The sequence below is a fragment of the Homoserinimonas sp. A447 genome (assembly GCF_054489325.1).
The window spans coordinates 1,618,282-1,638,202 of the sequence record NZ_JBTMWW010000001.1 but is presented as its reverse complement, the minus strand read 5'-3'; the positions used below and the strand labels follow the sequence as shown (position 1 = coordinate 1,638,202).

General features: G+C 66.8%; 16 protein-coding genes. 13 read left to right on the top strand and 3 right to left on the bottom strand.

The window, feature by feature from the left end:
• Nucleotides 1–9: 9 nt before the first annotated feature.
• From ACX3O0_RS07980 to ACX3O0_RS07940, 9 genes are all read left to right on the top strand, one after another.
• Entirely contained in the window at nt 10–981 is a 972-nt protein-coding gene (locus ACX3O0_RS07980) for an AAA family ATPase (RefSeq protein WP_459107372.1), read from the top strand.
• 59 nt (nt 982–1,040) lie between these two features.
• A complete protein-coding gene (locus ACX3O0_RS07975; RefSeq protein WP_459093528.1) occupies nt 1,041–2,393 on the top strand; it encodes a DUF58 domain-containing protein in 1,353 nt (450 codons plus the stop codon).
• Nucleotides 2,393–4,738, top strand: a complete 2,346-nt coding sequence (locus ACX3O0_RS07970) for a transglutaminase domain-containing protein (protein WP_459093529.1) — start codon at nt 2,393–2,395, stop codon at nt 4,736–4,738. The genes ACX3O0_RS07975 and ACX3O0_RS07970 overlap by 1 nt, the downstream gene beginning before the upstream one ends.
• On the top strand, nt 4,735–5,841 hold the full coding sequence (locus ACX3O0_RS07965) for a double zinc ribbon domain-containing protein (protein ID WP_459107371.1): 1,107 nt from the start codon (nt 4,735–4,737) through the stop codon (nt 5,839–5,841). The genes ACX3O0_RS07970 and ACX3O0_RS07965 overlap by 4 nt, the downstream gene beginning before the upstream one ends.
• 93 nt (nt 5,842–5,934) lie before the next feature.
• Nucleotides 5,935–8,871 (top strand): FtsK/SpoIIIE domain-containing protein, encoded by a 2,937-nt coding sequence (locus tag ACX3O0_RS07960; RefSeq protein WP_459107370.1) that lies wholly within the window; start codon nt 5,935–5,937, stop codon nt 8,869–8,871.
• Between the two features lie 231 nt (nt 8,872–9,102).
• Entirely contained in the window at nt 9,103–10,311 is a 1,209-nt protein-coding gene (locus ACX3O0_RS07955) for an ABC transporter substrate-binding protein (protein WP_459093532.1), read from the top strand.
• Between the two features lie 2 nt (nt 10,312–10,313).
• A complete protein-coding gene (locus ACX3O0_RS07950) occupies nt 10,314–11,510 on the top strand; it encodes an ABC transporter ATP-binding protein (RefSeq protein WP_459093533.1) in 1,197 nt (398 codons plus the stop codon).
• Between the two features lie 2 nt (nt 11,511–11,512).
• A complete protein-coding gene (locus ACX3O0_RS07945; RefSeq protein ID WP_459093534.1) occupies nt 11,513–12,424 on the top strand; it encodes an ABC transporter permease in 912 nt (303 codons plus the stop codon).
• The gene (locus tag ACX3O0_RS07940) at nt 12,421–13,221 is read left to right on the top strand and encodes an ABC transporter permease (protein ID WP_459093535.1); all 801 of its coding nucleotides are present in this window, start codon (nt 12,421–12,423) and stop codon (nt 13,219–13,221) included. The genes ACX3O0_RS07945 and ACX3O0_RS07940 overlap by 4 nt, the downstream gene beginning before the upstream one ends.
• Here the strand turns inward: ACX3O0_RS07940 and ACX3O0_RS07935 are convergent, their stop codons facing one another.
• The gene (locus ACX3O0_RS07935) at nt 13,222–14,190 is read right to left on the bottom strand and encodes an asparaginase (RefSeq protein WP_459107369.1); all 969 of its coding nucleotides are present in this window, start codon (nt 14,188–14,190) and stop codon (nt 13,222–13,224) included.
• A gap of 36 nt (nt 14,191–14,226) precedes the next feature.
• Here ACX3O0_RS07935 and ACX3O0_RS07930 point away from each other — a divergent pair, with 36 nt between their 5' ends.
• Genes ACX3O0_RS07930 through ACX3O0_RS07920 form a run of 3 tightly spaced genes read left to right on the top strand, consistent with a single transcriptional unit; the run spans nt 14,227 to nt 16,814 of the window.
• Nucleotides 14,227–14,703 (top strand): OsmC family protein, encoded by a 477-nt coding sequence (locus tag ACX3O0_RS07930; protein ID WP_459093537.1) that lies wholly within the window; start codon nt 14,227–14,229, stop codon nt 14,701–14,703.
• Nucleotides 14,704–14,733: 30 nt separating this feature from the next.
• Nucleotides 14,734–15,729: an FKBP-type peptidyl-prolyl cis-trans isomerase gene (locus ACX3O0_RS07925; RefSeq protein WP_459107368.1), complete on the top strand. Its 996-nt coding sequence runs from the start codon at nt 14,734–14,736 to the stop codon at nt 15,727–15,729.
• A 5-nt stretch (nt 15,730–15,734) separates the two neighbouring features.
• On the top strand, nt 15,735–16,814 hold the full coding sequence (locus ACX3O0_RS07920) for a 1-deoxy-D-xylulose-5-phosphate reductoisomerase (RefSeq protein ID WP_459107367.1): 1,080 nt from the start codon (nt 15,735–15,737) through the stop codon (nt 16,812–16,814).
• A gap of 8 nt (nt 16,815–16,822) precedes the next feature.
• Here the strand turns inward: ACX3O0_RS07920 and ACX3O0_RS07915 are convergent, their stop codons facing one another.
• Nucleotides 16,823–17,266, bottom strand: a complete 444-nt coding sequence (locus tag ACX3O0_RS07915; protein WP_459107366.1) for a hypothetical protein — start codon at nt 17,264–17,266, stop codon at nt 16,823–16,825.
• Nucleotides 17,263–18,393 carry a serine/threonine-protein kinase gene (locus ACX3O0_RS07910; protein ID WP_459107365.1) on the bottom strand — a complete coding sequence of 377 codons (1,131 nt, stop codon included), beginning with the start codon at nt 18,391–18,393 and terminating at the stop codon, nt 17,263–17,265. Before ACX3O0_RS07910 ends, ACX3O0_RS07915 begins: the two co-directional genes overlap by 4 nt.
• A gap of 159 nt (nt 18,394–18,552) precedes the next feature.
• Between ACX3O0_RS07910 and ACX3O0_RS07905 the strand changes: the two genes are divergently transcribed.
• Nucleotides 18,553–19,881: a M50 family metallopeptidase gene (locus ACX3O0_RS07905; protein ID WP_459107364.1), complete on the top strand. Its 1,329-nt coding sequence runs from the start codon at nt 18,553–18,555 to the stop codon at nt 19,879–19,881.
• The last annotated feature ends 40 nt before the right edge of the window (nt 19,882–19,921 follow it).

The window sequence follows — 19,921 nt, the reverse complement described above, 5'->3', positions numbered from 1 at the left end:
GGCAACACAATGAGCATGACCCCTGAGCAGGCCAGCTGGTTCGCTGACATCTTCAACCGTCTGGTGGCCAACGTCGACCAGGTCCTCCTGGGCAAGACGTTCGTCATCCGGCTGTCGTTCACCGCGCTGCTCAGCGAAGGACACCTGCTGCTGGAGGACTTTCCGGGCACCGGCAAGACGTCACTCGCGCGCGCAATCGCCGAGAGCGTTGAAGGCACGTCCAGCCGCATCCAGTTCACCCCCGACCTGCTGCCCGGTGACATCACCGGGGTGAGCGTGTACGACCAGAAGTCGGGGTCCTTCGAGTTCCATGCCGGGCCGATCTTCGCGAACATCGTGCTGGCCGACGAAATCAACCGGGCGAGCCCGAAGACCCAGGCCGCACTATTGGAGGTGATGGAGGAGGGGCAGGTCACCGTCGACGGCGTGACGCACCCGGCCGGGGTGCCTTTCATGGTGATCGCCACCCAGAACCCGATCGAGCAGGCTGGAACCTATCGTCTCCCCGAGGCGCAGCTCGATCGGTTCATCATGAAGGCATCGATCGGCTACCCCGATCACGCGTCAACACTGCGCATCCTCGAGGGTGCCGGAGTGCGAGCGCACGAGACCGAATTGGCGCCGATCATCACCGCGGAGGTCGTCACCGAGATGGCGGCGATCGCGCGCACAGTTCACGTCGACCCCACCATCAACGACTACGTCTCCCGGCTGGTTGAGTCCACCAGGAGCGCAACCGAGGTGCGCCTCGGCGTCAGCGTGCGAGGGGCGCTCGCCCTGATTCGCACGGCGAAGACACTCGCTGCTGCCAGCGGCAGGCACTACGTCGTGCCGGACGACGTCAAGGCCCTCGCCGAGCCGGTGCTTGCCCACCGCCTGGTGCTCGACCCTGAAGCAGAGTTCGACGGTGTCACCTCGTCGAGCATCATTGCGCAGATCCTGATGGAGACCTCCCCGCCCAGCGAGAGGCAGGCGGTTTGACACCGAACACAGGATCGCCACAGGCGCGACAGGCCCTATCCGCTCACAGCCGAACGGCTTTGACCGGGCGAGCGGAACACACCAGCACCGAGACTCGCGGCCTCACCAACGCGCGCACCCGTATCGTGGGCTATCGCGAGGGCATCCTTGCCGATGCCATCGTGTCCTTGGTGCGGTTCACGCGCACCGCCGGAGCCCGCGTCGCAATCTGGACCGGGCGCATGGCCACCGTCATCACGCCTCTCGGCTGGGCGATGCTGGTTATCGTGCCGGTGAGCCTGCTGGCGGGTTACCGGTTCGGATGGACAGAGCTGGTTGCCGTCGGATTTGCCGGCGGTGTCATGATCCTGATCGCCGCCGTCTACCTGATCGGTCGCAGTTCCTTCACCCTCACCCTCGACCTTCCCCACCGACGCGTGGTGATCGGCGACGACGCGAGTGGGATCGTCTCGGTGGTGAACCCAACCAGGAGACGGGTTCTCGGTGTGAAGGTCGAGATCCCGGTGGGACGGGGCCTGACTGAAATCGTCCTGCCGAGCGTGGCGCGCGGCTCCTCCTTCGAGCAGGAATTCTCGGTGCCGACGACCAGGCGAGGGGTCTACCAGGTCGGTCCGGTACGAACCGTGCGTGCAGACCCGATCGGCCTGGTGCGACGCGAACTCGTCTGGACCGACGTTGCAGAACTCGTCGTCCACCCGCGAACGATAGCGATCCCGAGCACCAGCACTGGGCTCATTCGCGACCTGGAGGGAAACGCCACCCGCGACCTGACGAACAGCGATGTTGCATTCCACGCACTCCGTGAGTACATGCCGGGGGATGAACGTCGTTACATCCACTGGAAAAGCACGGCCAAGACCGGTACGTACATGGTGCGCCAATTCGAGGAGACCAGGCGCAGCCACCTGGTCGTCGCGCTCAGCCTCGCGTCGGGCGACTACGCGGGCGACGAGGAGTTCGAGCTTGCGGTCAGCGTCGCCGGGTCCCTCGGCGTGCGCGCCATCCGGGATGTGAGAAACGTCTCTGTCGTCGCGAGCGCCGAGACTCCGGAATTCGCCAAGCGTAAGACCCTCGCGGTCCGGCAGCTCAGTACGCTCACCAGGGCGAGGCTGCTTGACGACCTGGCCGTCGTCGGGCACTCGCAGTCCGCGTTGGCCATAACGGATGTCGCGCGGGTGACGGCGGAGCAGGTCACCGGAATCTCGGTCGCCTTCCTGGTCTGCGGCTCACTTCCGACGCCTGGCCAGCTCCGTTCTGCATCGACCCAGTTCTCGGTGGGGGTCGAGGTCGTCGCCATCGTGTGCGATCCAGAGACAGTTCCGGGCCTCCGCCAGGTATCCGGCCTCAGCGTGCTGACCATCGGGTACCTCGAAGACCTCCAGAAGAGCCTCGCCAAGGCAGCAGCCGCCTGATGGCCAGGTCCACAGTTTCTCCCGGGTTCATCGCCATCAACACCGTGATGGTGTGGGCGACGTTCGCGGTCGCCGGAGCGACGCTGTGGCCCATCTACCAGTCTGAGCGCCTGATCATCCTGATCGCCGCCTCGCTCATTGCCGGGTCTGCGATTGCCATCCTCGGGGCCGTCTATCGCTGGTCGAGCATCGTGGTGATGCTGGTGGCCATCGCGTCCTACCTGCTTCTGGGGGTGCCACTCGCAGTGCCCGATCAGGCACTCTACGGCGTCCTTCCCAGCCTCGGTGGAATGGTCGACCTGCTCGCCGGGTCCGCGGTGGGCTGGAAGCAGCTGCTCACCATCACCCTGCCGGTCGGCAGTTTCGAAGCGCTCCTGGTCCCGGCTCTGCTGCTCATGCTCTTCGGCACGGTGATCGGACTGAGCATCGCCCTTCGCGCCCGGTACGGCGAGGTCGCGGTCATCGTTCCCGCCATCATCCTGGTTCTTGCCGTGACTTTCGGCCCCGAGTCGACCGACTGGCCGATGCCGCTGACGCTCGCGTTGCTCGTTCTCATCCTGGTCTGGCTGATCTGGGCCCGGTGGTATCGGAGGCGGGCGTCGATTCGCCTCCTGGTCGGACAGCCCGCCTCAGGTAAGGGGAGGGCCGTCGAGTCCCGGGACACCCGACTCGGCTTTCGCGCCCTTCTGGGTTCTGCCCTCACGATGACGCTGGCCGTTGGCATCGCACTCGGTGGCGTCTGGTTGTTCCCGGTCGACACCGGGCGGCAGGTGCTGCGTGCGGCCGTCGAGGAGCCGTTCGATCCCCGAGATCATGCCAGTCCGCTCAGCGGGTTCCGTGCCTACCACCAGGTGCAGTCGGCCAACCGGCCGATGTTCATGGTGGAGGGGCTTCCCGAGGGCGCAATGCTCCGGGTCGCGGCTCTCGACACCTATGACGGGATCGTCTACTCGGTCGGCAGCGACCAGGTGAGCAGCCTGTCCGGCTCGTTCGTCAGGGTTCCCACCACCTTCGACCAGTCAGGGGTTGCCGGCGATGAGATTTCGGTGCAGGTCACGGTCGACCAGTATCAGGGCATCTGGATGCCGTCCATCGGCAAGCTCGAGAGCGTCACCTTCGCAGGGCCGGACGCCGCCGACCTGCGCGGCTCATTCTTCTACAACGACAACAGCGGCACAGCGGTAGTCGTCGAAGGGCTCTCTGAAGGGGACTCCTACCGTTTCCAGGCAGTGGTACCGTCGTCGCCGACCCCCGGGCAGCTGGCCGCACTCGAACCGGGAAGTGCCACCGTTCCGCAGCCGGCACAATTGCCGGATGAGCTGGCACTGGCCCTCAGCGGCTACGTCGGCGAAGCCGAGACAGCCGGTGCCCGGCTCCAGGCCATGATCGACGGGTTGCGTGCCGACGGCTACATCAGTCACGGCGTCGATGAGGATGAGCCGGCCAGCAGGTCCGGTCATGCCGCCGACCGGATCACCCAGTTGCTGACCGGTCAGCGGATGATCGGCGATGCGGAGCAGTATGCGGTGACGGCAGCCCTGATGGCCGGCCAATTGGGTTTCCCCGCCCGGGTGGTGCTCGGGTTCGCTCCCGATCACCAGGACAGTGATTCTGTGGTGACGGTACTGGGCGAAGACGTGTCCGCATGGATCGAGGTCAACACCTCGAGGCATGGCTGGGTGGCGATCAACCCGAATCCGGATCCGCGGGAGATCCCGGAAGAGGAGCCGGAAGACCCGACCCAGGTCGCACGCCCGCAGTCGCCGGTGCAGCCACCGCCCACCGAGCCCGACTTCACCGTGGAGCAGGTGCAGCCGGACAGCTCGCAGGAGGACCCGGAGTTGCCGAACGAGGTCCTCGCGATCCTGCTGGCGATTGCGCAGGTCACCGGGATGGTCCTCCTCGGTGCCGCCATCCTGATGTCGCCGTTCCTGGCCGTGGCGGTGGCCAAGCTGCGCAGAAGGTCGTTGCGAAGGCGTGCGACGTCACCGATCACCCGGGTGGCCGGCGGATGGCAGGAGTTCGAGGACGCGGTTCTCGACCACGGCTACAACCCCCCGCCGATGCCCACCAGGGCCGAGGTCGCACGAACGGTGGGCGGAACCCGTTCCCTGGTGTTGGCATCCGTTGCGGATCGCGCCGTCTTCTCGCCGGATTCGACCGAGGACTCCGAGGCGGAGAAGGTGTGGCGGGCCGTCGATGAGCTGCGGCAGGCGCTCGGGCAGGGGCGCACCCGATGGCAGCGCATCAAGGCGCTCGTGTCGGTGCGATCACTGGGTGGATATAGTGTCAAGAGCCTGTTCAGGCGCAAGGATTCGCGGCTGAACGTCAGGGGGCGCAGGTGAATTGCACGCATTGCGGCACAACGCTGCCCCCCGGCGCGCTCTTTTGCGGAGAGTGCGGTCGGTCGGTCGCCAGTGCACCGAGAACCGCCGTGACGGATGCAGGCGGCCAGTCACATCCGGTGCTCAGGTCGGCTCCCGCGAATTCGGTCGAGCGGAGGTCAGCCGAGGTTCGGCAGACGACCCCGGCGCGCTGGGTTGAGGACCCGGTCACCGGCGACTCCTTGACGGATGACGCGGATGAGATCGATGTCGAGCTCTCGGCCGGCGACCTTCGCTGCGAGCAGTGCCAGAACGTCATGAGCAGCGACGACATCTTCTGTGGCGAATGCGGTTTCGTCTCACGATCGATCACCCGCGCGTTCTCGGTGTCGGACTTCACCGGCGAGACCCGGCAACTCGACCTGTCACCGATGACCCGTGAGCCCTCGATCGAGCGGGTGCGGGAGTTCCTTCCGGAGCCGGAGTCGGAGTCGGAGTCGGAGCTCGAGCCGGCGCCAGAACCAGAACCAGAACCAGCGGACCACGAGTCGGACCCTGGGCCTGAGCCGACACAGGAGGCCAAGCCAGAGCCGAGACCACTGTGGGCAGCCAGCCGGCCCGAGCTGGTCGTTCCGCCGGCGTCATTGCGGCCGGCTGTGCCCAGCACCCCGCCGGCGCCGACGGCACCACCCGCTCCGCCGGCGGCAGCGCGGCAGCGGTTCCGTGACACTGGCGAGTATGACGTCGCCGGCGAGTACGACGACCTCGAGGCCACCCGCATCGTCAGCCGGGTGTCCGGCGACCGTTTCGTGCTCCAGTTCAGCACGGGGGAGAGTTTCACCGTCCACGGCAGCGGCCTGATCGGACGCAACCCCCAGCCGGAACCGGGCGAATTCTTCGAGCATCTCGTTAGGGTGCTCGACACCGGCAAGTCCGTGTCCAAGACCCACCTCGAGTTCGGCCAGGAGGGGGGAGCCTTCTGGGTGAAAGACAGGTTCTCCGGTAACGGCACCATCATCCGGGAGCCCGACATCAGCGCCAGGAGGGCGGAGTCCGACCGTCGCTACCGCGTGATCCGGGGTACCAGGATCGACATCGGCGAACAATTCTTCGTGGTCAGCTGAGCACTCCTCCCCCCGACAGCGGGCCGCGCGCCACACTCCGCCATCTTCGTCGCGGCCGCGAAGCCGCCCCAGCGCTCCTGCTTGGCTGGCCGCATGGCTGCCCTGTACCACTCCTCCGGCTACAAGCCCGATCGCATCACCCTCCCAACCCCGCCCGAGAAGCGCCGCCGCCGGGAGTTTCCCCTGCTTGCCACCGCTGCACCGGTGGTGGGTTCCCTGGTGATGTGGGCGGTCACCGGGTCACCGTTCGCCCTGGTGTTCGCCTTTCTCGGGCCGGTGGTCGCCGTCGGCAGCCTGATCGACGATGGCCGGCAGTCCAGGCGCAACGCCAGGGCCGAGGGGGTTCGGTTCCGCGCTGACGTCGAGGCTGCGTTTCGCGCGATCGACGCCGCCCACCTGCGTGAGCGGGACGCGCTTTCCGAGGTGGCGCTGTCGCCGCACCAGCTCCAGGGGAGCTCCGCGAGGGACCCCGAGTGGTGGCGCCAGGACTGGAGCCTTCCTGTTCCCATCTGCCTCGGGACCGGCGCCATTCCCAGCAGCGTGGAGCTGGAGGCGGCAGACGCGATTGCGGATCCGCTGGTTGCCGAGGCGTACGCCGGGCTGAGGGCTGCAGCCGGCACGCTGGTGGACGCACCGGTGTGCGTCGATGCGAGGGATGGCATTGGCATCATCGGGCCGCCGGTGACCGCCTTCGCGCTGGCACGGGCGATCGTCGCTCAGCTCGCCTTCCGGCTGTCCCCGGCGGACTCTGAAATCACTGCGGATGCTGGCGGGGGCCTTGACTGGGTACGCGGCCTTCCGCATCCGGTTGCCACCCGGGCCAGCGGAGGCCATCGCGTCGGATTCGCTCCGCTCAGCAGCGGATCGGAGCCGGCCCGCGTCGAGGCCAGCTGCGTCGTTGCGGATTATGACGGTGGGCTGCCGCGCGCCTGCCGGGTGGTCGTGCGCCTGTCCGCGAGCGGCTTCGCCTCGGTCGAGCGAAATCCCTCCGGTGTGCCGATCCCGGGATTTCGCCCCTGGTTCACCTCCGAACCCGAGGCCAGGGCGCTGGCTGCGCACGCGATGGCCTGCGCAGCATCCGCAGGCTTCACGACTGCCGATGCGTTGCCAGCTTCGGTCGAATTCGCCGACCTCACCCCCGCAGCCGCAGCGGACGGTGCGCTCCCCGCCGTCTTCGGTATCGGGGCGGGCGGTGCGATGGCGATCGACATTGTGCGCGACGGCCCGCACGCCATCATCGGCGGAACGACCGGCAGCGGCAAGAGCGAACTGCTGGTGTCCTGGCTGCTGGCGTTGGCGCGGGTCGCATCTCCGGCGGAGGTGAATTTCTTGCTCGTCGACTTCAAGGGGGGCTCGTCGTTTGCGGCGGTCAGCCGACTCCCGCACACCGTTGGGCTGCTCACCGACCTCGACCAGGCTGCAGCCGAGCGTGCGCTGTCAAGTCTCCGGGCCGAACTGCGCCACCGCGAACGGGTGCTCGCAGCAGCAGGCGCCCGGTCGCTCGACGAGCTCACCGGTGACGAACGGATGCCACGGCTGGTCATCATGGTGGACGAGTTCGCCGTCGTGGTGAGCGAGTTTCCCGAGCTCCAGGCGCTCTTCGCCGATCTGGCCAGCCGGGGGCGCTCGCTCGGAATCCACCTCATCCTGTGCACGCAGCGTCCAGCAGGTGTCGTTCGCGACTCCGTTCTCGCCAACTGCTCGCTGCGCCTGTCGCTGCGGGTGAACAACGGCGCGGACAGCACTGCCGTTGTCGGGACACCACATGCTGCCGAGCTTCCGGTGCACCCGGCCGGCCGCTGCCTGGTCAGTATCGGCGGAGGGCCGCCGGTTGCGATCCAGGTCGCGCTCGCCACAGGCGACGATGTCGCCGAGGCCTCCGAACGACACGCCTCCGAACGACACGCCGCTGATCGACACCGTGCCGACCGGCATCCGGTGCGCCGGCCGTGGTGCGAGCCGTTGCCGCCGGTCCTTCCGCTCGACGTCGTCCTCGCCGGGTACACCGGACCCGGACTGCCGTTCGGCCTGGCAGACGTTCCGGAGGCGCAGAGCCAGCCTCCTGCCGTCTACGACCCGGAGAAGGACGGCAACCTGGTCGTTCTGGGCGCGCTGGGCTCGGGGAAGACCGGAACCCTGTCGACCCTTCAGGAGGCGTGCCGGGTGCGATCCCTGAACACGGTGCTCATCCCGTCCGACGTCGAGGGCGCATGGGACACAGTCGCTGCCGCCGTCGATGAGCTCGGCGCCGTCGATGAGCTGGGCGTGGCCGCGGGAGCCCCCAGGCTGTACCTGCTCGACGACGTCGACACGCTGGTCGGGCGGTTCGGCGTCGATCACCAATCGGCGTTCATCGACCTGCTGACCCGCCTGATGCGAGAAGGCGCGGGCCGGGGACGCGCGACGGTGCTGAGCGCCGGCAGGGTGACCTCCAGCATCCAGTCGGTGGTGGCGGGCTGCGACACCCGGCTCATCCTGCGAATGCAGAACCGCCAGGAGCACCTGCTGGCCGGCGCCGATGCGGCACTGTTCAACGTCGAGTCGGCGCCGGGGGCGGGCGTATGGCGCGGTCACCGGATGCAGGTCGCCCTGGGCCCTGCCGAGCCGCTGCGATCGCCATCCGCCGGCTCGGCCAGGGCCGAATGGCCGTTACAACGCGAGCAGGGTTTCGCGCTGGTCGCCCCGGCTCCAGCGGCGACCGCCGAGCGGATTCGGTCCGCGCACCATCCGGAGCCGGCAGCGCTCACGGTCATCGACGTGTCAGGCCAGCCTGATCGAAGCCTCCAGATCACCGCTGACAGGGGTGCGCAGGCGCTCATTCTGGCGGCCAACCCGGGGGACTGGCAGTCGCAATGGGGCCTTTTCGCAACGGCGAGGTCCACCGGCCCCGTCGTGTTCGTCGGCTGCACTGTCGCGGAATTCCGCACGCTGGTCGGTACCAGGCAACTACCGCCGCCGCTGGGTTCCGCCCCCGGGGCCGCGTGGGTCCTGGGACGTGACGGGTCCGTCATCCGCGCACAATTGCCCTAGTGGATGACATTTCCGCACCGGCGCATGCTGAACCTCCTCGATCGCAATTGATTCCGCATCAAAACCGTCCCAACTCTGCTGATTTCGTTAGAAATTCAAGGTATCGAGGATGTTTCCGAAGTTTTCGGGTACAACTCTCCCCGCGGTTGTGCCAGTATCGACAGACACGGAACACTGCAGTTCCGCTACCCGGCGCTGAGTAGGTCAGCAGCACGTCGAGAAGGAGCAGCCATGACGAGGCAACTGCCAGAAGACCCGATGATCCGCGAGCTGATCAGGCAAGCACGCCGGGCCCAACTCTCCCGCCGCACGGTACTCGCCGGTGCCGGTGCTGGAGCGACCGCGCTGGCGCTCGCCGCGTGCTCCACCGGTGGAGACGAGGCACCGAGCGCCGCGAAGGACAACTCCGCCAACGACAAGACCCTCACCTGGGCGAACTGGGCCGCCTACATTGACGAAGACGACAATGGCGACTACCCGACAATCATGAAGTTCGAGGAACAGACCGGGATCAAGGTCACCTACGACGTCGCGGTAGACGACAACAACACCTACTACGGCAAGGTCAAGGACCAGCTCGCGCTCGGCCAGGACATCGGTGCGGACGTGGTCTGCCTGACCGACTGGATGATCAGCCGCCTGATCCGCTTCGGGTATGTCCAGGACCTCAACCACAGCAACATCCCGAACATCAAGAACCTTGTCCCTGACCTGGAGAACCCGGACTTCGACCCTGGACGCAAGAAGTCCATTCCGTGGCAGGGCGGCTTCGCCGGCATCGCCTGGAACAAGGAGAAACTGCCGGATGGCCTGAAGTCGGTGTCCGACCTCTGGGATCCCTCGCTCAAGGGGCGAGTCGGCGTGCTCTCCGAGATGCGCGACACCATGGGCGTGCTGATGGCCGAGAACGGCGTCGACATCAGCAGCGACTGGGGTGGCGACGAATTTTACGCCGCACTGGACACCTTCAAGGAGCAGGTGGAGAACGGCCAGATCCGCAACATCAAGGGCAACGCCTACCTGGAAGACCTGAAGAGCGAAGACACCCTGGCCGCCATCGTGTGGTCCGGTGACATCACCATTATCAATGCCGAGGCCGGCGACAAGTGGGAGTTCGCCATCCCCTCCGGGGGAGGAACCCTGTGGAACGACAACTTCGTCGTTCCCATCGGTTCGACGCGCAAGGCCAACGCTGAAGCGCTGATCAACTACTACTACGAGCCGGAGGTCGCCGCCGAGGTTGCCGCCTGGGTGAACTACATTCCCCCGGTCGTCGGTGCGAAGGAGGCAGCCATCGCGATCGACCCTGAGCTGGCCGACAACCAGCTGATCTTCCCGAGCGACGAAACGCTGGCAACCACCAAGATGTTCAAGACGCTGGACGGCTCAGAAGAGAGCGAATACGGCGCGGCATTCCAGGCTGTGCTCCTGGGCTCCTGATCATGGTTGGTTCATTCGCTGAGGCCGGCGCCGACCTGGAACTGATCGGCATCCACAAGCGCTTTCCCGGGTTCACCGCGATCGAGGAACTCGACCTGAAGATCCCGGCCGGGTCCTTCTTCGCGCTTCTCGGGCCGTCCGGTTGTGGCAAGACCACGACCCTCCGCCTGGTCGCCGGGCTCGAGGACGCGACCGCAGGCAAGATCCTGATCGGTGGGAAGGACGTCACCAGGACCAAGCCGTTCCAGCGTCCGGTCAACACCGTGTTCCAGAGCTATGCACTCTTCCCGCACATGACCATTCTCGAGAACGTCGCGTTCGGGTTGAAGCGACGGAAGATCGCGGATGCCGTTGCCAAGGCCCACGAGGCGCTGCGCCTGGTGGAACTCGATCACCTGGCCGGCCGGAAGCCTTCCCAGTTGTCCGGCGGGCAGCAACAGCGGGTCGCCCTGGCCAGGGCCGTGGTGAACCGCCCAGCCCTGCTGCTGCTGGACGAGCCGCTCGGCGCCCTCGACCTGAAGTTGCGCAGGCAGATGCAGCTGGAGCTGAAGTCGATCCAGGAGGAGGTCGGCCTCACCTTCCTGCATGTCACCCACGACCAGGAGGAGGCCATGACCATGGCTGACACGGTTGCGGTCATGAACAAGGGCCGCATCGAGCAGCTTGGTGCACCTGAGCTGCTGTACGAGCTGCCGCGGACCGCCTTCGTCGCCAACTTCCTCGGCCAGTCGAACCTGTTCGGCGGGGAGGTGGTCGCCACCACGGCTGACAGCATCACCGTCGCGGTCGCCGGCGGCAAGATCGTGGTACCGAAGTCCAGGGCCCACCGCCACACCGGGGACGTGACCGTCGGAGTGCGACCTGAGAAGCTGAGCCTCCACGAAACCGAACCAGCCGCATCCGCCAGCCGCAACTCGCTCGGCCCCGGCCGCGTGATCGACGTCTCGTTCAGCGGCGTGAGCACCCAGTACCTGATCGAGGTCCCCGGGGCGGGCAGGGTCGTCGTCTTCGCCCAGAACATGGCCTTCGGGCCGACGGTGAACGAGGGCGCCGAGGTCTGGGTGTCGTGGCAGGTGGAGCACGGTTTCGGACTGGAAGACGAACCGGAGGCCGCTCCCCGTTTCCCGGCGGATGCCGACACGGCCACCATCGCCACCGAGCGCAAGCGTGCGCTCGCCTCGGAGCTCGGGGAAGCCTGAGCATGGCATTCGGTGCATTCGCGTCCGGCGTCGAGGTAGAGCAGAAGCCACGGAGATTCAGCAAGATCGCGCTCCTGCTGCTGTTGCCGGGCATCCTCTACCTGGCGCTGTTCTACCTGGTACCGCTGGTCTCCCTGTTGATCACCTCGCTGCAGGCTCCTGCGGAGTTCGGCGACATCGGCGAGTACGAGACGGCCTTCCGGTGGGAGAACTACCAGACCGTCATCGGCCTCTACGGCGAGCACATCATCCGCTCGTTCGTCTACGCGATCCTCGCGACGATCTTCGCCCTGCTCTTCAGCTACCCGCTCGCCTACTTCATCGGTGTGGTCGCCCGCCCGTGGCCGCTGGTGCAGAAGCTCGCGCTGGTGCTGGTGATCGCCCCGTTCTTCATCAGCTTCCTGCTTCGTACGCTCGCCTGGAAGCAGCTGCTGTCCGATGAATCGCCGCTCGTCGGCATCCTGAAGAACCTGACGATCCTGCCGGCGGACGCCCATGTCACCGGTACCGCGTTCTCGGTGGTGTTCGGCCTGACCTACAACTTCATCCCCTTCATGACGCTGCCGATCTACGCATCGCTCGAGCGCCTCGACACCCGCTACCTGGAGGCCGGAAGCGACCTGTATGCGAAGCCGGCCACCACCTTCTTCACGGTGACGGTGCCCCTGTCGATGCCCGGCATCGTCGCAGGCGTGCTGCTGACGTTCATCCCGGCGGCCGGCGACTACATCAACGCCAGTTCGGCGTTCCTCGGCGGCTCGGGTACGGCGATGGTGGGCAACGTGATCGAGAGCAACTTCCTGATCGTGCTCAACTATCCGGCGGCGGCTTCACTTTCGATCATCCTGATGGCGGCGATCCTGGTGATGGTCGTCGCCTATGTGAAGCGAAGTGGAACGGAGGACCTGCTGTGAACCGGTTCTCCTTCGGCAAGTGGCTACTGCCGATCTACGCCGTGCTGGCGCTCGCGTTCCTGCTCGTTCCGATCGTCTACACCTTCGTGTTCTCGTTCAACGATTCGATCAAGTCGAACATCGCCTGGCGCGGTTTCACCTGGGAGAACTGGCTGAACGTCTGCAACAAACAGGATGTCTGCGAGGCGTTCGGAAACAGCCTCCTGGTCGGAGTCACCGCCACTGTCATCGCGACAGCGCTCGGCACGATGATCGCCATCGCCCTGGTGCGGTATCGGTTCAGGTTCCGCTCCTCGATCAGCCTGCTGCTGTTCCTGCCGATGGCGACCCCGGAGGTCGTGCTCGGTGCCGGACTCGCAGCCGAGTTCCTCATGGTGGGCATGCAGAAGGGCATCGTGACGATCATCATCGCGCACACCATGTTCTGCATCAGCTTCGTGGTGGTAACGGTGAAGGCGAGGGTGGCCAGCCTCGACCCGGCGCTGGAGGAGGCCGGACGCGACCTGTACGGCTCCCCACGCCAGGTTTTCTGGCGCATCACCTTCCCGCTCCTGCTTCCCGGCATCGTCGCAGCGGCATTGCTGTCGTTTGCCCTGAGCTTCGACGACTTCATCATCACCAGCTTCAACTCGGGCTCGGCGACGACGTTCCCCAAGTTCGTCTATACGGCGGCCGCTCGCGGGATCCCGGCTGAGGCGAACGTGATCGCGTCGGCAGTGTTCCTGCTCGCGATCATCCTGGTCGTCAGCCAGCAGGTGACCTCCGCCCTGCGGGCGAAGCGCATGCGGTCCAGGTAGCTAGAACGCCACGCGCAGCTCGCCGACCGGCTCTCCGCCACCGAGCACCCGCTCCGTGGCGAGTTCGGCGACGCGCCTTGCCTGCGCGGCGTCCACCGCGCCGACGGAGGCCAGCAACTCGAGCGCCACCATGGTGGTCGCTCGTCCATTGCCGTCCAGCATCTTCACGGCGACCGATGTGCCGTCCCTGGCAGCCATGACGTTGACCCCTTCAGCACCCAGCTTGGCGACCAGCCCTAGTTCCTCGATCACGATGGTGTTCGACCTGCCTGGACCGTCGATCGCCCAGGGGTGCTGCAGGAGCGCCGACACCAGGCGGGCGGTGGCGTCCTCCGTGCCGCGGGCCACCCGCGACAGGGCGATCGCCAGGGCACGCAGGCTGATGCCGAAAAGCGGTGCGCCGCACCCGTCCGTGCCGAAGTGGGCAATCGGTGCTCCGGTGAATTCTTCGACCACAGCCTGGATGCGCCTCTGCAGCGGATGCAGCGGATCGAGGTAGTCGTCGATCGACCACCCGTTGTGCGCGCAGGCCAGGAGGAACGCGGCGTGCTTACCCGAACAGTTCATGGCCAGTCGTCGTGGCCCGCCGGAGGTCCGTGCCGTCGCCTCGGCCGCCGGGTCCGATGGCCAGTCCTCAAGGCAGCCCAGGTCGTTTTCGCCCAGCCCGGCCCTGGCCAGCATCTCGCCCGCGACGCGCTGGTGGGCGGCGGTACCGGAGTGGCTGGCGGTCGCCAGGGCGAGCTGCTCTCCGTCGAGATCGACGCCAGAGCGCAGCACCGCGACGGCCTGGAGCGGCTTGAGGGAGGACCGCGGGTAGATGAGCGCATCAGCGTTGCCGAGCATCCGCAGTTCTTCGCCATCCGGGGACAGCACGATGGCTGCGCCCAGGTGGCGGGACTCGATCATTCCGCTGCGTTCGAGGACGGCCAGTTCGACGGTGTCGCGTGTGGTGAGTGGTTGGGAGGTCATGATCTTCCGAGCCTAGCGCCGGTGTAACCTGCCCCTATGGGGTTGGAACATCACTACGCAATCGGCTTGGTCTGGACCGGCAACCGCGGAACGGGAACCAGCAACTACAAGGCGTACGGTCGGGACCACGTGCTGTCGTCGGCGGGGAAGCATGACATCGCCGGGTCGAGCGACCGCCCATTCCACGGTGACGCCGACCGCTGGAATCCCGAAGAGATGTTGCTCGCCGCCCTCAGCCAGTGTCACCTGCTCAGCTATCTCCACGTTGCCGCATCCGCCGGCGTGGTGGTGACCGACTACCGCGACGAGCCGGTCGGGGTCATGGAGCAGGGCGCGGATGGCGGCGGCCATTTCACCTCGGTGACGCTCCGCCCCGTGGTGACCGTCGCCAGCGCCGACATGGCAGAACGGGCCACGGCACTGCACCACGATGCGGCACAGAAGTGCTTCATCGCGGCGTCGGTGAACTTTCCGGTGGGTCACGAGCCGCGGGTGACTGTGGCCGTAGGCTGATTACTCAACCCGATCCGGAGAGCAACAACCGTGCAGAAACCCTTCGCCCTCGTGGCAATCGCCAGCATGGCGCTGTTGCTCGCGGGATGCCAGAGCGCGCCGAGCGACCTCGTCGGCGACCTCTCCTGCCAGCCGACCGCGCCCGGCACCGCCTCCGACGCAGTAGTGGTGCTGGGCGGTGCCGATGCCGTGCCGAGCGTGCGCTTCGAGGAAGCGCTCGCACCCGCCAGAACGCAGCGCACCGTGGTGAATCCCGGTGAGGGCAGGCTGGCCGAGCCTGGGTCGCAGGTGACATTCGCCTACGCCGCGTTCGATGCGGCGACCGGCGACGTCATCGACGCCGTCGGGTATGGCACCCCGCACGCACAGGTCGTCCTCGACGGCAGGTCGATGGTGTCCGGGTTGGAAGACGCGCTCCGGTGTTCGGCCGAGGGCTCCCGGATCGCCGCCGTGGTTCCTCCGGAGGAAGCGTTCGGCGACGCCGGGAGCGAGAAGCACGGCATCGCAGCATCCGACTCTGTCGTGCTCATCGTCGATGTCGTCTCCATTGCCGCTGACCGCGCCCTGGGTGAGCGCCAGCCCGTGATGGACAGCCTTCCGCAGGTGCACGTCGGGGCAACCGGCGAGCCGCAGGTCACGATCCCCCCGAAGTCGCCACCGACCGCATTCTCGGCCACCGTGCTGAAGAAGGGCGAAGGGCTGGTGGTCACCGAGGGCGCCACTGTGACCGTGGAGTACCGCGGGGTTGTCTGGGCGAGCGGCAGGACCTTCGACTCCAGCTGGCAGCGGGACGATCCCGTCCGAATGCCCACATCGAGCTTCATGAAGGCGTTCGGGGATGCAATCGTGGGGAACACGGTCGGATCCCAGGTGCTCGCCATCATCCCGCCGGCGTTGGGGTTCGGTGACGAGGGCAGCCGCGAGTTCGGCATCGACGCGGCTGACACCATGGTCTACGTGATCGACATCCTGGCCGTGGTGCAGCCGATTACGCCTGCGCCGATTACTCCTGGGGAAGGGGAGTGAACCGCGTGCGACGCGTCATCATCCTCGGCTCCACCGGGTCGATCGGCGTGCAGGCGCTCGACGTGATCGGCGCAAACCGCGATCGTTTCGAGGTGGTCGGCCTCAGCGCCGGCTCCAACCGGGAGTTGCTGGCCGAGCAGGCCGCCGCGTTCGGTGTGGCCGACACGGCCATCGGGGCGGGGGAGTCCGAACGACTGGTCAGCTCGGTACAGGCCGACGTCGTGCTCAACGCCATCACGGGGTCGATCGGCCTGGGCTGCACCCTGGCCGTATTGGCGACGGATGCCACGCTGGCGCTCGCCAACAAGGAGAGCCTGATCTGTGGCGGGGACCTGGTGAAACGTGCGGCGGCCCCGGGCCAGCTCGTGCCGGTCGACTCGGAGCACTCGGCGATCGCGCAGGCACTACGCAGCGGCACGGAAGCCGAGGTTCGCCGCCTGATACTGACCGCATCCGGTGGCCCGTTCCGGGGCAGGAGCCGCGAGAGCCTCATCGACGTCACCCCTCGTGAGGCCCTCGCCCACCCGACCTGGGACATGGGGCTGGTGATCACCACCAACTCGGCAACCCTGGTGAACAAGGGGCTCGAGGTGATCGAGGCGCACCTGCTCTTCGACGTGCCATACGACCGCATCGAGGTCACGGTGCATCCGCAATCCGTCGTGCACTCCATGGTGGAGTTCGTCGACGGGTCCACCATCGCACAGGCGTCGCCGCCCGACATGCGCCTGCCCATCTCTCTCGGACTCGACTGGCCGAACCGGGTGGCCGGGGTCGGGCGACCGCTGGACTGGACGGCGTCGCACAGCTGGACCTTCGAGCCGTTGGATGCTGCGGCCTTCCCTTCGGTCGAGCTGGCCAAGGCCGTCGGTCGCGCTGGCGGGACCTACCCTGCCGTGTTCAACGCCGCGAACGAGCAGGCTGTGAAGGCGTTCCACGCCGGCGGCGTCGGCTACCTGGGCATCGTCGACACCGTCGCAGAAGTGGTGGACGCCCACGACGGAGGCGACGTCAGCCTTCCGGGGATCATTGAAGCCGAACGCTGGGCGCGGGAGACGGCGGACCGGATCATTGCCGGCAACTGACAACCGGGTCAGTCGTCGTCTCCGTTGTCGTTGCCCTTGCCCTTGTCTCCATTCCCCTTACCGCTATTGCCCTCGCCCTCGTCGTCGCCACCGTCGCCGCCCTCCTCAGGCTCTGGTTCAGGGGCCGGGGGCGGCGCCTGAGCCGCAATCGCAGCTTCGAGGTCGGCCTTCACCAGTGCCAGGGCGGCCGTGATGCTCTCAAAGCGTTCCTCGGTGAGCAACCCACGCGCACGCGCATCCTTCAGCGACACCTCCAGTTCGCTCAGTGCGAGCAACGCCGCCGCAAAGTCGGAGCCTGCCGACAGCTCCGAGATTTCAAGCACCTCACCCTGCAGGAGCTCTGCCGTGTCCGCGCCGTAGCCGGACTGCTGCGGCGCGCATCCGGTCAGCGCGACGGCGACCACGAAAACGACGGCTGTCAGCATTCCGCGCAGCATCGTGGTGGGCGTCATGGTTCAACGCTCCTCTGCAGTTGTTCTAGGTGGGTACCCAGCGTGCCGTCCACGGGCGGGTACTCGACCCCGGTGTCAGGTTCGGTCGGCGGGAACATCGACGAGACGGCGAGGGTGGCCGGCCACACCAGCAGCAGGGCTGCGACGACCGCTGCCACGATCAGCACCGTGCGGCGCCGCGGGCGGCGCGGCAGCGGGTTCTTCGCCATCTTCGGCATGAGCGGGTCCTCCACCGGGGCGTATGCCTTCGTCGGAGCATCCGTCGCCGCGAAAACCTCGGTCGGCGCACCGGTGTCGGCGAGGCGTCCGAGCACGCCGGCAACATCGCGCGCGGTGGGGCGGGCTTCCGGTGCCCGGTGGGTCATCCCCTTCAGCAGGCCGACCCAGCTGTCGCCCAGTTCGGCCGGCACCTCAGGGTCGCGCGCGAGCCGCGCCATCATCGACTCGACGGCGGACCCGGCAAAGGCCTTCTCGCCGGTCAGGCACTCGAGCAGCACCAGACCGAGAGAGTAAACGTCGCTCGCCGGAGTGAGCGGATCGCCGAGCGCCTGCTCTGGAGAGAAGTACGTGGCGGTGCCGAGGATCTTCCCGGTGGCAGTCAGCCGGGCGCCGTCGACGATCCGTGCAATTCCGAAGTCGGCGAGCTTCGCGCTCGGGCCGCTGTGGTCGGCATCAGGATCGGGAAGCAGGATGTTTCCCGGCTTGATGTCTCGGTGGATCACCCCGTTGGCGTGCACATAGACGAGGGCGTCCGCCAGGTTCGCGCCGATGGTCGCCACCAGCACGCGCTCGAGCGCGCCTTCGCGCAGGCGTGAATGAAGGTCCGTGCCGTCGACCAGCTCCATCACCAGAAAGGCGTTTCCGGTTTCATCGGTCGACGCATCGAACAGGGTGACCAGGCTCGGATGGTTGAGCGCCGCCAGCAGCTGGATCTCATCGTTCTGTCTTTGCAGGTCGTCCCCGTCGGCCAGGTCGCGGCGGAATACCTTGACGGCCACCGCTCGCCCCAACGCCTCGTCGTCGGCAAGGTACACCGTTGCCATACCGCCCCGGCCGAGGAGGGCCGAGATCCTGAAACGTCCCGCCAGCAGGCTGCCGATCAGGTTGTCTACATCTGTTCCGGTCATTCGCACCTCACGATGTTGTCCTTTCAGGTTACCCACCCTCGCTGGATCGTGCCCGCGCGGTCTTCTGCGTGCGCCGTTACGCGCCGGTCACGGCGTCGCACTCGAATCGCCGCGCCGCCTGGCAGCAAGTTCCGAGCGAGCCGAAGGTAGTCTGTGCAGGTGGAAACGGCCCTGCTCTATATCTTCGGCATCCTGGTCGTCTTCGTCGGCCTCGCGGTGTCGATCGCGCTGCACGAGGTGGGGCACCTGGTTCCGGCGAAGCTCTTCGGAGTGCGGGTCGGGCAGTACATGGTCGGGTTCGGGCCGACACTGTGGTCGAAGAAGCGCGGTGAGACCGAGTACGGCGTGAAGGCGATCCCGCTGGGCGGCTACATCTCGATGGCCGGCATGTACCCTCCGGTCGACTCAGGCGGCAACGGCAGGACGGCGAGCACCGGGTTCTTCCAGACCCTGGTGCAGGATGCGCGTTCCGCCAATGCAGAGACCATCCTGGCGGGCGAGGAGGAGCGGACCTTCTACCGCCTCCCCATCTGGAAGCGCGTCGTCATCATGCTCGGCGGGCCATTCATGAACCTCGTCATCGCGGTCGTTCTGTTCGCCGTCGTGCTCTGCGGGTTCGGCGTGCAGCAGGTGAGCACCACGGTGGGGAGCGTCAACGAGTGCCTTCTGCCTGCGACCAGCGAGCGGCAGGAGTGCGCACCGGGCGACCCCATGGCGCCGGGAGCGGAAGCCGGACTCAAGCCGGGGGACACCCTGCTCAGGGTGAACGGCGCGGAGGTGACCTCGTGGGAGCAGGCAACCGAATTCATCCGCACCTCTCCAGGCCAGCCGCTGACCATCGTCGTGGAGCGCGATGGCTCCCAGGAGACCCTGACCGCGACGCCGTTCCTCACCGAGCGCTACGTCGCGGCCGATGACGGCGGAATCAAGACGGATGCTGCGGGAGACCCGGTCACCGAAGAAGTCGGCATGCTCGGGATCACCGGCGCCTGGGAGCTTGCGCCCCAGCCGGTGACGGCGGTGCTGCCTGCGGTCGGTGACAACATTGCATCGGTTTTCAACATCATCCTGAACCTGCCGCAGCGGCTGATCGACGTGGCGGAGGCGGCCTTCGGGCCGGAGGAACGCGACCCGAACGGTCCGCTCAGCGTGGTCGGTGTCGGCCGCATCGCCGGCGAGATCTCGAGCATCGACACGATTCCGATCGCCGAACGGGCCAGTTACCTGATCGGGCTCATCGGATCGGTCAACATCGCGCTGCTCGTGTTCAACCTCATCCCGCTCATGCCACTCGACGGTGGCCATGTCGCCGGGGCGCTGTGGGAGGGGATCCGGCGCTTCTTCGCCAAACTGTTCAAGCGGCGCGACCCTGGACCCGTAGATGCGGCGAAGCTGATCCCGCTGACGTTCACGGTGGTGATCCTGCTTGGCGGCATGAGCCTGCTGCTCATCTACGCCGACATCGTGAAGCCGATCAGCATCCTGTAGTCGCGGCGCATTCCTGCTACCCCGCGTCTCTGGATTCCCG

What these genes read in the sequence shown, in the direction of transcription:
- ACX3O0_RS07915 (WP_459107366.1), bottom strand. Translation starts at nt 17,266, where the DNA reads ATGACGCCCACCACGATGCTGCGCGGAATGCTGACAGCCGTCGTTTTC.
- ACX3O0_RS07980 (WP_459107372.1), top strand. Translation starts at nt 10, where the DNA reads ATGAGCATGACCCCTGAGCAGGCCAGCTGGTTCGCTGACATCTTCAAC.
- ACX3O0_RS07910 (WP_459107365.1), bottom strand. Translation starts at nt 18,393, where the DNA reads ATGACCGGAACAGATGTAGACAACCTGATCGGCAGCCTGCTGGCGGGA.
- ACX3O0_RS07945 (WP_459093534.1), top strand. Translation starts at nt 11,513, where the DNA reads ATGGCATTCGGTGCATTCGCGTCCGGCGTCGAGGTAGAGCAGAAGCCA.
- ACX3O0_RS07955 (WP_459093532.1), top strand. Translation starts at nt 9,103, where the DNA reads ATGACGAGGCAACTGCCAGAAGACCCGATGATCCGCGAGCTGATCAGG.
- ACX3O0_RS07930 (WP_459093537.1), top strand. Translation starts at nt 14,227, where the DNA reads ATGGGGTTGGAACATCACTACGCAATCGGCTTGGTCTGGACCGGCAAC.
- ACX3O0_RS07970 (WP_459093529.1), top strand. Translation starts at nt 2,393, where the DNA reads ATGGCCAGGTCCACAGTTTCTCCCGGGTTCATCGCCATCAACACCGTG.
- ACX3O0_RS07960 (WP_459107370.1), top strand. Translation starts at nt 5,935, where the DNA reads ATGGCTGCCCTGTACCACTCCTCCGGCTACAAGCCCGATCGCATCACC.
- ACX3O0_RS07950 (WP_459093533.1), top strand. Translation starts at nt 10,314, where the DNA reads ATGGTTGGTTCATTCGCTGAGGCCGGCGCCGACCTGGAACTGATCGGC.
- ACX3O0_RS07935 (WP_459107369.1), bottom strand. Translation starts at nt 14,190, where the DNA reads ATGACCTCCCAACCACTCACCACACGCGACACCGTCGAACTGGCCGTC.